The sequence below is a fragment of the Klebsiella sp. I138 genome (assembly GCF_051131765.1).
In the GTDB taxonomy this organism is placed as follows: domain Bacteria; phylum Pseudomonadota; class Gammaproteobacteria; order Enterobacterales; family Enterobacteriaceae; genus Klebsiella.
Genome location: NZ_CP180447.1, coordinates 14,779 through 26,899 on the forward strand (window position 1 = coordinate 14,779; position 12,121 = coordinate 26,899).

Below are 12,121 nucleotides of genomic sequence, written 5' to 3' on the forward strand. Positions count from 1 at the left end.
TGGCTTTGTTATATGCGTGACAGAAAGGTCGATTGCACCTGTTACTCTGCGGCATCCTCAGTTAGCATCGTGATGAGCTAATGATTGAGACCCTATCCTTGAAGCGAATCTCTCTTTTTCCCCGTTCATTGCGTCAGCTGGTGACGCTTTCGTTTGTGTTGATTCTGCTGCCGCTGCTGGTTCTGGCCTGGCAGGCATGGCAGAGCCTGAATGCGCTGAGCGCACAGGCCGCGCATATTAACCGCACAACGCTTGTCGACGCCCGGCGCAGTGAGGCGATGATAAACGCGTCGCTGGAAATGGAACGTAGCTATCGACAGTACTGCGTGCTGGACGATCCGACGCTGGCGAAGGTTTATCAAAACCAGCGTAAACGCTACAGCGAGATGCTGGATGCGCATGCCGGAGTGCTGCCCGATGAAAAAATCTGGCAGGCCCTGAGCCAGGAGCTGAGCAATCTGGCGCAGCTCAGATGCAAAAATAGCAGCCCGGATGCGCAATCGGGAGCCAGCCTGGAAGCCTTTGCCGCTGCCAACAGCGAGATGGTTCAGGCAACCCGGACGGTGGTCTACTCGCGTGGGCAGCAGCTTCAGCAGGAGATTGCCGAGCGCGGGCAGTTTTTTGGCTGGCAGGCGCTGGTTCTCTTTCTGTTGAGCCTGGCGTTGGTCCTGCTGTTTACCCGAATGATTATCGGCCCGGTAAAAGGGATCGAGAAAATGATCAACCGCCTGGGGGAGGGGAAGTCGCTGGATAATGCGGCGCTATTTACCGGCCCGCGCGAACTGCGTTTCGTCGGTGAGCGTATTATCTGGCTGAGCGAGCGTCTGGCGTGGCTGGAATCGCAGCGTCATCAGTTTTTACGTCATCTTTCGCATGAGCTGAAAACGCCCCTCGCCAGCATGCGGGAGGGCACTGAGCTGCTGGCCGACCGCGTTGCCGGGCCGCTGACGGTGGAACAGCAGGAGATCGTCGAAATTCTTGATAGCAGTAGCCGCAATCTACAAAAACTCATTGAGCAACTGCTGGATTACAATCGCAAGCAGGCGGATGGCCCGGTCCCACGCGAGGCTGTTGATATTGCTGAACTGGTTGATAGCGTCGTGGCAGCTCACAGTTTGCCCGCACGGGCTAAAATGATGCATACCGCGATTGACCTGGTAGAACGTACCTGCCTGGCAGAACCCGCATTATTAACCAGTGTGATGGATAATCTCTATTCCAATGCGGTGCACTATGGTGCTGAATCCGGTAACATTCGTATCCATAGCTACCGGCACGGTGAGCAGGTTCGCATCGACGTGATGAACAGCGGCGAGCCGATCCCGCTGGCGGAAAAAAATATGCTATTTGAGCCTTTTTATCAGGGAAGTCATCAGCGTAAAGGGGCGGTAAAAGGCAGCGGTCTGGGCCTGAGCATTGCCCGGGATTGCGTCCGACAAATGCAGGGAGAACTTAGCCTGGAGGATGATGAGTCCGGGTTTATCTGTTTCCGCATAACGCTACCCGCCGCTGAGCCGGGAAAAACCAACACATGAATCAACAATGGGGGAATATGTCCCACCTCTTCGTAGTGGTTCGTACTTTCAAAGGATGGCTGTTGTCCGGCGTTTCTTGTCTGGCGCTGGCAGGGTGTTCCACCACTTTTTCGCCGCACACGGCAAGTGACAAAGCACAGCCCGAACTGCCGCAGCACCAGGTTGCGGATTTTCTTTCGGTTGACTGCGCCGATATCTGGTCACTGAAAAGTGAAGCCAGCGATAAAAACCCGCTGTACTGGCTGCGCGGGATAGATTGCGCCGACCGTCTGGCGCCGGTTCAGGCGCGGGCAGAAGCCAAACAACATAATGATGACAGCTGGCAGGATGCGTTTAAACGCGGCATTTTGCTGGCGGATGCGAAAATAACGCCGGATGAACGCCGCGAGCTGGTTTCCCGCCTGAATACGTTCAGCCCGCAAATTGCCGTGCAGGTCCGGCCGCTGTATCAGCTCTGGCGTAATGGTCAGAACAGGCAACTGCAGCTGGTGGATGAACGTGCCCGGTACGCGAAGTTGCAGCAGTCCAGCGATGCCGAACTGGAGGCACTGCGCCTGCAGGAAGAGCAGCTTCGCAGCCAGCTTGAGCTGACCACCCGCAAGCTGGAAAACCTCACCGATATTGAACGCCAGCTATCCAACCGCAAGCCCGGAGGGAATTTTAATTCCGACGGCAGCCACGGCAGCGATAAAGTTCCGGAGGTCATTCATGACGATCCGTAAACCGGCCCATCTGCTGCTGGTGGATGACGATCCGGGTTTATTAAAACTGCTGGGAATGCGCCTGACCAGCGAAGGCTACAGCGTGGTAACCGCTGAAAGCGGCCCCGAAGCGCTGCGCATTCTGGCTCGCGATAAAGTCGAACTGGTGGTCAGCGATTTACGCATGGACGAGATGGACGGCCTGCAGCTGTTCAGCGAAATCCAGAAAGTGCACCCAGGGATGCCGGTGATCATCCTTACCGCTCACGGCTCGATTCCCGATGCGGTGGCGGCCACCCAGCAAGGGGTGTTTGGCTTTCTGACCAAACCGGTGGATAAAGACGCCCTGTATAAAGCCATCGATGATGCGCTGGAGCACAGTGCGCCGGCGACGGATGAACGCTGGCGACAGGCAATTGTGACCCGTAGCCCGCTGATGCAGCGCCTGCTGGAACAGGCCGGGATGGTGGCGCAGTCCGACGTCAGCGTGCTGATTAACGGCCAGAGCGGAACCGGGAAAGAGATTGTCGCGCAGGCGATTCATAATGCCAGTCCCCGCCATGACAACCCTTTCGTCGCTATAAACTGCGGCGCGCTGCCGGAACAGCTGCTGGAATCCGAGCTCTTTGGCCATGCGCGCGGGGCGTTTACCGGCGCGGTCAGCAACCGGGAAGGGTTGTTCCAGGCCGCAGAGGGCGGGACGCTGTTTCTCGATGAAATCGGCGATATGCCGGTGGCGCTCCAGGTGAAGCTGCTGCGGGTATTGCAGGAACGTAAAGTACGCCCGCTGGGCAGCAACCGCGATATCGATATTGATGTGCGTATCATCTCGGCGACCCACCGCGATCTGCCGAAGGCGATGGCGCGCGGAGAGTTTCGTGAAGATCTGTTTTATCGCCTGAATGTGGTGAATCTGAAAATTCCACCGCTGGCCGAACGCGCAGAGGATATCCCCCTGCTGGCGAATCATCTGCTGCGTCAGTCTGCCGATCGACACAAGCCGTTTGTGCGGGCGTTTTCTACCGATGCCATGAAACGGCTGATGGCGGCCAAATGGCCAGGTAATGTGCGCCAACTGGTGAACGTGATTGAGCAATGCGTGGCGTTGACCACATCGCCGGTCATCAGCGATGCGCTGGTGGAACAGGCGCTGGAAGGGGAAAATACCGCGCTGCCGACCTTCGTCGAAGCACGCAATCAGTTTGAGCTTAACTATCTGCGCAAGCTGCTGCAAATTACTAAAGGCAACGTCACCCATGCGGCAAGAATGGCGGGGCGAAACCGAACTGAATTTTACAAGCTGCTGTCGCGCCACGAGCTCGACGCCAACGACTTTAAAGAGTAGCTCCGCAGCATGACGCAAGTTATGATACGGTAAGCAACCGGTTACGCGACATAGACAGGAACACCATGAAAAAGATTGATGCGATTATTAAACCTTTCAAGCTGGATGATGTGCGTGAAGCGCTGGCCGAAGTCGGCATCACCGGGATGACGGTCACGGAAGTAAAAGGCTTTGGCCGTCAGAAAGGTCACACCGAGCTGTACCGCGGTGCAGAGTACATGGTGGATTTTCTGCCGAAAGTGAAAATTGAAATTGTAGTCACTGACGATATCGTTGATACCTGTGTGGATACCATTATCCGCACGGCGCAGACCGGCAAAATCGGTGACGGTAAAATCTTCGTCTTTGACGTTGCCCGCGTCATTCGTATTCGTACCGGGGAAGAGGACGACGCGGCCATTTAAGCCGGGTCGTATTCTGACTCCTCCTCCCGGTCAGCCTTGCGTGACCGGGAGGAGGTTCCCGAATGGCAGCATCTGGTGCCTCATCCGGGTTATCTCATCACAGCACTTTATGCGGGCCAAAACATTCGTAGTGAATGTTGTCGCTACTGGCGCCCAGCGCCACCAGCTGTTTCGCCGCATGCTGCATAAAGGCCACCGGGCCGCAAAGATAGAACTGCATCTGCGGGTCGCGCAGCGTGTCAGCCACAGCAGATAGCTCCATCAAACCTTCGCTATTAAACCGTTCTGCCTGACGATCCGCTGCCGTTGGCGTGCGATACCAGACGTGGGACGTAAATTTCGGCAGACTGGCGCCGAGCGTAGCAACCTCGTCGGCAAATGCGTGGACATCGCCATTTTCCGCTGCGTGGAACCAGTTCACCTGGGCCGTATGCTGCGTTTTAGCCAACGTGTCCAGCATCGCCAGCATCGGTGTCTGGCCGACGCCGCCGGAGATCAGCGTGACCGGCGTTTCGGGTTCAACGGCGAGGAAGAAGTCACCTGCCGGCGCTGCCAGATGCACAATATCCCCTTCCTGCGACGCATTGTGCAGCCAGTTTGAGACCTGACCACCGTTTTCGCGTTTAACTGCGATTCGGTAGCCTTTGCCGTCGGGCTGGCGGGTCAATGAGTACTGGCGAATTTCCTGATATTCAAATGCCTGCGGCTTCAGCCAAATGGCCAGGTACTGGCCCGGCTGGTAATCCGCCACCGGCTGCCCATCTACCGGTTCCAGATCGAAGCTGGTAATCAAGGCGCTACGCGGGGTTTTCTTCACGATGCGAAACGCACGAGTGCCTTCCCAGCCGCCGGTTTTACTGGCGTTATCCTGGTAGATTTCGGATTCACGGTTGATAAAGACATTCGCCAGCACACCGTAGGCTTTACCCCATGCATCAAGCACTTCCTGGCCCGGACTGAACATTTCGTCGAGCGTCGCCAGCAGATGACCGCCGACGATATTGTACTGTTCTGGTTTGATCTGGAAGCTAGTGTGTTTCTGCGCGATTTTTTCAACCGCAGGCAGCAGAGCAGGCAGATTGTCGATGTTGCTGGCGTAGGCGGCAATGGCATTAAACAGCGCTTCACGCTGGTCGCCGTTGCGCTGGTTGCTCATGTTGAAGATCTCTTTGAGCTCAGGATTATGTGCAAACATGCGATCGTAAAAATGGGCGGTCAGCTTTGGTCCGGTTTCGATGAGCAGGGGAATAGTGGCTTTGACCGTAGCGATGGTTTGGGCGTCGAGCATAGCGGCTTCCTTCAGTGTTTTTTAAATGATGTATTTTATATGCATCTTATAAAAATAACCCTGCACTGTAAATGGTTCTTTAACACATTTCCCCGCAGTGGTAACAACATGAAGAATTTGCATCACAAACCTGAAAAGAAATCCGTTGATAATCGGTGAGTCGTTGTTGCTCAAAGCCTTGTGTAATGCGGAGCCAATCGTTTGCGTAAAATCCTTTGTCAAGACCTGTTATCACAGAACTATTCAGTTATACTGTGGGCCGTCGCCCAAAAAGGCCCCCCTTTTAGAGCTGTAATCTATTGTTAGCTGAGCAGGAGATGCGGATGTTAAAGCGTGAAATGAACATTGCCGATTATGATGCCGAACTGTGGCAGGCTATGGAGCAGGAAAAAGTACGTCAGGAAGAGCACATCGAACTGATCGCCTCCGAGAACTACACCAGTCCGCGCGTTATGCAGGCACAGGGTTCTCAGCTGACCAATAAATATGCCGAAGGCTATCCGGGCAAGCGCTACTACGGTGGTTGCGAATACGTTGATATCGTTGAACAACTGGCGATTGACCGTGCAAAAGAGCTGTTCGGCGCGGATTACGCTAACGTGCAGCCGCACTCCGGTTCCCAGGCTAACTTTGCGGTCTATACCGCTCTGCTGCAGCCGGGCGATACCGTTCTGGGGATGAACCTGGCACAAGGCGGTCACCTGACTCACGGCTCCCCGGTTAACTTCTCGGGCAAACTGTACAACATCATTCCTTACGGTATCGATGAGTCCGGTAAAATCGACTATGCAGACATGGCGAAGCAGGCTCAGGAACACAAACCGAAGATGATCATCGGTGGTTTCTCTGCTTACTCCGGTATCGTTGACTGGGCAAAAATGCGTGAAATCGCTGACAGCATTGGCGCATATCTGTTCGTTGATATGGCCCACGTTGCAGGCCTGATTGCAGCAGACGTGTACCCGAACCCGGTTCCGCATGCTCACGTTGTGACGACCACCACCCATAAAACCCTGGCGGGTCCGCGTGGCGGCCTGATCCTGGCGAAAGGCGGTAGTGAAGAGCTGTATAAAAAACTGAACTCTGCCGTATTCCCGAGCGCGCAGGGTGGCCCGCTGATGCACGTTATCGCAGGTAAAGCTGTCGCACTGAAAGAAGCGATGGAGCCTGAGTTTAAAGTCTACCAGCAGCAGGTTGCGAAAAACGCGAAAGCCATGGTCGAAGTGTTCCTGGATCGCGGCTACAAAGTCGTCTCCGGCGGCACTGAAAACCACCTGTTCCTGCTGGATCTGGTGGATAAAAACCTGACCGGTAAAGAAGCTGACGCCGCCCTGGGCCGCGCCAACATCACCGTCAACAAAAACAGCGTACCAAACGATCCGAAGAGCCCGTTTGTGACTTCCGGTATCCGTATCGGTTCTCCGGCCGTGACTCGCCGTGGCTTTAAAGAAGCGGAAGTGAAAGAGCTGGCCGGCTGGATGTGCGACGTGCTGGACAATATCAATGACGAAGCGGTCATTGAGCGCGTGAAGGGTAAAGTGCTGGATATCTGTGCACGCTTCCCGGTTTACGCATAACCTTTAACGCGCAAGCGTAAAGGAAAAGGCCGCGATTGCGGCCTTTTTGACGTCTGGCGGTCAGGGATTATTTAGCGGCGGTCCAGGGATATCGCTCCCGGCCCGGTGATGGCCAGCAGCAGGAAGGCACCCGCTATACTGATATTTTTGTAGAAGTTAATCATATTTGGCACTACCGCATCACCGGACATATCCCAGTAATGATGGCCAATGACGGCGGTGCCGAGGGTGTAAAAAATAAAGATAACCGCCAGCGGACGGGTGAAGAAGCCGAGAACAATCAGGATCGCCGCCGGGACCTCCATCAATATTGCGATAATGGCCGAGAGCGTCGGGAGCGGAGCGCCGGAGGAGGCCATATATTGTACCGTGCCGCTAAATCCCAGCAGTTTGGGATAGCCAAACAAAATAAACAGCAGGACGACGGCAATACGGGCGATCAACAGCAGAACGGGGCGGGAAGAGCCAAAGTCAAAATAGCGTAGTGTGTTCATAATCAATCCGTTGTGAAGATGAGTGATTTAAACGTAATACACAATTTTGTGATCTGCCACATACCTTTTGCGATCAACGCAATGTCTGCAATTGCTCTTCCACGTACAGATAGCCAATGCCGAGCAGCTGCTGCTGACGACTCAGTTGTCCGAAGCCAATTTGCGTAGCCCTGGTTCGCGGGGTGTCACGATGATCGAAAGGGTTGAATCCTGTCTGCCGGATGATGGTGTTCAACCATTCTTCGCCAAAGCCGCAGCTGCGGCCGTACAATAAAATATTATTTATATTCAGGATATTCAGGAAATTGTAGAGGCTAAGGCCGATGGCATTTGCGGAGTCCTCCACCCATGTATGAAGGCGGGAATCACCCTGCTGCCACTTTTCGATCAGGACATCGATGGTCAACGCGTCTGGATTATCTGCCAGATCGGGTTGTGTTTTAAGCCATATCCGCGCCTGCTTTTTCAACGCGCTCAGCGATGCCACCGTTTCCAGGCAACCATAGCGCCCACAGCCGCAGGCAACGCCATCAGGATTGATAATGGTGTGCCCAATCTGACCGCTACCGTAAAGGCTGCCGCGCCAGACCTGGTCGTTGATAACAAACGAAGAACCAATACCGTAGTCAACGTTAATAACGCAGAAGTCCCGGTACTGCCCGTCATTTTGCCATTTTTCTGCCAGCGCCAGCATGACGCAGTCGTTATCGACCATGACGCGGACATTGAGCTTCTCTTCCAGCAGATATTTCATCTCTACGGGCTGTTTCCATGGGGCCTGCGGCATGGTCTGTGAGACCCCTGTCCCCGCATCGACCTGGCCGTGAACCGCCAGCGCCAGATTGATTTTGCGCCCTGGCCAGTTCTTGCGGTACTGGTGCCAGCATTTCTCAATTGCCGCCAGTAATGCCTGCGGAGTAGGGGCGTCGATGGCGTGGTATGCAACATCGCCCTTTGCGCTCAGACAGGCGTTGCCAAGCTGACACTCGATACTGGTTGGTGTGATGTTCATGCACAGGGTCCAGTCACCGTCGGGGGCGATAAGCCAGGCGCCGCTGCTGTGACCACGAGCGAGGCGGTCATCCTGCACGTTGACAACTCGGCCTTCCTCTTCCAGCTCCTGGAGGATATTGCTGACCGCGGGAATCGAAATTTGCGCCAGCCGCGCGAGCGCCGATTTACTGGCCCGTTTCTTACGGTACAGATACTCCAGCAGTACGCCCTTGTTGTAATGCCGAATTTGCTGATTGTTAATACAGGCTTTCATAAACTAAACCTTGTTAACTAAATTGCGTGATTATTGTGCGTAAATACGCTGATTCTGTCTATTAAACTGCTCTCATAATTTCACTTCAGTATGTCTTGTTAACTTTGAGGGCGTTATGAGTTCAGTAAACGTTTGGCAGGAAACGGTACATATTCCAACCTATGAAACGGGGGCGCAGGACATCCATCCCATGTTTCTGGAAAATCGGGTTTATCAGGGTTCTTCCGGGGCGGTGTATCCCTATGGCGTGACGGATACGCTGAGTGAGGAAAAAACGCTGAAGGCATGGCAGGCCGTGTGGCTCGAAAATGATTACATCAAAATCATGATCCTGCCCCAACTGGGAGGCCGTGTGCACCGTGCGTGGGATAAGGTCAGGCAGCGTGATTTCGTTTATCACAATGATGTTATTAAACCCGCGTTAGTTGGCCTGCTGGGTCCGTGGATCTCCGGAGGGATTGAGTTTAACTGGCCGCAGCACCACCGGCCCACTACCTATATGCCGGTTGATTTTACTATTAGTGAAAATGACGATGGCTCAAAAACCGTCTGGGTTGGCGAGACGGAGCCGATGCATGGGTTACAGGTGATGACCGGGTTTACTCTGCGTCCGCAGCGCGCGGCGCTGGAGATTGGTAGCCGGGTCTACAACGGCAATGCCACGCCGCGCCATTTCTTGTGGTGGGCGAACCCGGCTGTAAAAGGCGGCGACGGCCATCAAAGCGTATTTCCTCCGGATGTTACTGCGGTGTTTGATCATGGCAAACGTGCGGTTTCAGCGTTTCCGATTGCTACCGGAACCTATTACAAGGTGGACTATTCGGCTGGCGTCGATATCTCACGCTACAAAAATGTTCCGGTACCGACCTCCTATATGGCGGAAAAGTCAGAGTACGATTTTGTCGGCGCCTGGTGTCACGATGAAGATGGCGGGCTGCTGCACGTCGCGGATCATCACATTGCGCCTGGGAAAAAGCAGTGGAGCTGGGGTTACAGTGAGTTTGGTCAGGCGTGGGATAAAAATCTGACGGATGACAATGGGCCTTACATCGAGCTAATGACAGGCGTTTTCGCCGATAACCAGCCAGATTTTACCTGGCTCGATCCATTTGAAGAAAAGCGATTTGAACAATACTTCCTGCCTTACCATTCACTGGGCATGGTACAGAACGCGTCGCGCGATGCGGTGATCAAACTGCAACGTGAAGAGGGCAGCATTATATGGGGAGTCTATGCTATTTCTCCTCTTACCGCCCACCGGCTAACGGTTCGCGAAGAGGGCAACTCACAGCTGCTGTTGAATGAAATGATTGAGCTGGCGCCATGCGCTGCCGTTCAGGGAGCGTTAGCCGGGATTAATCCTGCTCGCCTGACCATGGAGCTGCTGGATAGCCATGGCAGGTGTGTTTTGCGCTATCAGGAGCATCAGCCGCAGGCCTTGCCGCTGCCAGAAGTGGCGGAAACGCCCTTAAGCGCCAGCGAGATAAGCAGCGTGGATGAGGCGTGGTTTATCGGCCAGCACCTGGAGCAGTATCATCACGCCAGCCGCTCGCCGTTTGACTATTACCTGCGTGGCATTGAACTGGATCCGCAGGACTATCGATGCAATCTGGCGCTGGCCATGCTGGAATACAACCGCTCGGACTTTCCGCAAACCGTCGAGTATGCGACCCGGGCGCTGTCGCGGGCCCATCGGTTGAACAAAAATCCACAGTGCGGACAGGCAAGTTTACTTCGCGCCAGTGCTCGAGAGCGACTACAGCAGTGGCATGATGCGCAGGAGGATTTTTGGCGCGCGGTGTGGAGCGGCAACAGCAAGGCGGGAGGATATTACGGACTTGCCCGACTGGCGGCACGTACCGAGCGCTACGACGATGCGCTGGCATTTTGTCGGCAAAGCCTGCTTGCGTGCCCCACAAACCAGGACGTGCTGTCGCTGGAGACCTTCTTACTGCATCTCATCGGCCATCACTACCAGGCCAGGCAGCAGATTGAAAAGCTGCTGGGCGACTATCCACTAAATCCCACGCTGTGGTGGCTCAATGCCACAATATCAGGGACTGAAGCGGATACGGCGCGATGGTCAACCGTCTGTCAGGATCGGGATATTAACGCACTGCTGACCGCCGGTCTGCTGTTGAGCTGGGGGATGCCGGAGCGGGCGAAAAGCGTACTGGCGGTGCTTAACTGTCAGAAAACACTGTCGCTCTATTTACAGGCCAGCCTGGCCGCAGGACACGAACGTATTGCGCTGATCAATCGTGCCCGCGAGGCATTCCCTGACTTCGTGCGTTTTCCAAATCTGCTGGTGGAAGTGGCTGCTCTGGAGATGATAACCGAGTGCTATTTTGCTCAACATCTGCTTGCCTGTTTCCACTATAGCCGGCGTAACTATGAGAAAGCGACACAGCTATGGTATCGCTGCGTTGAAATAAAGCCTGATTTTGCCGATGCCTGGCGAGGGCTGGCGATTCATGCATGGAATAAACAGAGTGATAGCCGCCAGGCGGCAGCGTATCTGGATAAAGCCTGTGTCCAGCAGCCGCAGGACGCTCGCCTGCTGTTTGAACGCGATCTGCTGGATAAGCTGACTGCCGTTGAGCCGGGAAAACGCCTTGCCAGGCTGGAGGCTAATCTCGCGACCGCTCTGAAACGCGATGATTTGACGGCGGAGCTGCTTCATCTCTGGCATCTGGCTGGCAACGCTGAACAGGCGGCAAACGTGCTTGCTTCGCGCAAGTTCCATCCCTGGGAAGGTGGTGAAGGCAAAGTAACCAGTCAGTTTGTTATCAACCAGCTATTGCGTGCCTGGCAGCATCTTCACCAGCAGCCGCAACAGGCCGAAGCGCTGCTGCTTTCCGCGCTGCATTATCCAGAAAACCTGAGCGAAGGGCGCCTTCCGGGACAGACCGATAACGATATCTGGTTCTGGCTTGGTATTTGCGCCAGGCAGCAGGGTAGGGAAGAACGCACAGTCGAGTGTTTCCGTAAGGCGGCATCAGGCGATCGGACCATCAATATTCATAGCTACTACAACGACCAGCCGGTGGATTACCTCTTCTGGCAAGGCGTGGCCCTGCGGATGCTCGGCGAGCGTCTGGCAAGTGAGCGTCTTTTCACTGACATGTTGCAATGGGCTGAGCATATGGAAACGGCGCAAATAGAAGCCGATTTCTTCGCCGTTTCACAGCCTGACCTGCTGGCGCTTTATGCCGATATTCAAAAACAGCATCAGGAGAAGTGTTTACTGGTACGCGTTCTGGCGACGGCGGGATTAGGCGGCGGAGCGCGATATGAACAGGCGCTGTCCGAGCTGGAAACGCTCAACCCTGCCTGGGCGAAGGCGGCGTTACTTCGGCAAACTCTGCCGTTTGTGCTGCACCTCATTAACTAAAGAGCGTTTACTGTAATGTTTGAGCGGTCTGACCCGCCGCTCTCCTCGAGATGTTTAGAATATGTGAAATCGTTCGCTGGCAGGCTCGCCTGCCGCCGAAACCAAACAACAATAAA

Annotated in this window: 9 protein-coding genes; 6 read left to right on the forward strand and 3 right to left on the reverse strand. The window is 54.8% G+C overall.

From position 1 onward, the window contains the following. Nucleotides 1-98: 98 nt before the first annotated feature. The 4 genes from ACMYSK_RS00070 (at nucleotide 99) to glnB (ending at nucleotide 3,985) form a co-directional block, all read left to right on the forward strand. Nucleotides 99-1,535, forward strand: coding sequence for a sensor histidine kinase (locus tag ACMYSK_RS00070; protein ID WP_434639280.1), 1,437 nt, complete (start codon nucleotides 99-101; stop codon nucleotides 1,533-1,535). A gap of 17 nt (nucleotides 1,536-1,552) precedes the next feature. Next, nucleotides 1,553-2,257 (forward strand): two-component system QseEF-associated lipoprotein QseG, encoded by a 705-nt coding sequence (gene qseG / locus ACMYSK_RS00075; protein ID WP_434644381.1) that lies wholly within the window; start codon nucleotides 1,553-1,555, stop codon nucleotides 2,255-2,257. Next, nucleotides 2,244-3,581 (forward strand): two-component system response regulator GlrR, encoded by a 1,338-nt coding sequence (gene glrR / locus ACMYSK_RS00080; protein ID WP_434639281.1) that lies wholly within the window; start codon nucleotides 2,244-2,246, stop codon nucleotides 3,579-3,581. The genes qseG and glrR overlap by 14 nt, the downstream gene beginning before the upstream one ends. A gap of 65 nt (nucleotides 3,582-3,646) precedes the next feature. After that, a complete protein-coding gene (glnB, locus tag ACMYSK_RS00085) occupies nucleotides 3,647-3,985 on the forward strand; it encodes a nitrogen regulatory protein P-II (protein WP_002914032.1) in 339 nt (112 codons plus the stop codon). 97 nt (nucleotides 3,986-4,082) lie between these two features. On the opposite strand, the gene hmpA is transcribed toward glnB, so the two are convergent. After that, entirely contained in the window at nucleotides 4,083-5,273 is a 1,191-nt protein-coding gene (hmpA, locus tag ACMYSK_RS00090; RefSeq protein WP_434639282.1) for an NO-inducible flavohemoprotein, read from the reverse strand. Nucleotides 5,274-5,596: 323 nt separating this feature from the next. Between hmpA and glyA the strand changes: the two genes are divergently transcribed. Then, complete coding sequence (glyA, locus tag ACMYSK_RS00095; RefSeq protein ID WP_434639283.1) at nucleotides 5,597-6,850, forward strand: serine hydroxymethyltransferase; 1,254 nt, start codon at nucleotides 5,597-5,599, stop codon at nucleotides 6,848-6,850. Nucleotides 6,851-6,921: 71 nt separating this feature from the next. On the opposite strand, the gene ACMYSK_RS00100 is transcribed toward glyA, so the two are convergent. Beyond that, a complete protein-coding gene (locus tag ACMYSK_RS00100) occupies nucleotides 6,922-7,344 on the reverse strand; it encodes a DoxX family protein (RefSeq protein WP_434639284.1) in 423 nt (140 codons plus the stop codon). A 73-nt stretch (nucleotides 7,345-7,417) separates the two neighbouring features. Continuing rightward, nucleotides 7,418-8,611 carry an ROK family transcriptional regulator gene (locus tag ACMYSK_RS00105; RefSeq protein WP_434639285.1) on the reverse strand — a complete coding sequence of 398 codons (1,194 nt, stop codon included), beginning with the start codon at nucleotides 8,609-8,611 and terminating at the stop codon, nucleotides 7,418-7,420. A 115-nt stretch (nucleotides 8,612-8,726) separates the two neighbouring features. Between ACMYSK_RS00105 and ACMYSK_RS00110 the strand changes: the two genes are divergently transcribed. After that, nucleotides 8,727-12,005 carry a DUF5107 domain-containing protein gene (locus ACMYSK_RS00110; RefSeq protein WP_434639286.1) on the forward strand — a complete coding sequence of 1,093 codons (3,279 nt, stop codon included), beginning with the start codon at nucleotides 8,727-8,729 and terminating at the stop codon, nucleotides 12,003-12,005. Nucleotides 12,006-12,121 lie beyond the last annotated feature (116 nt).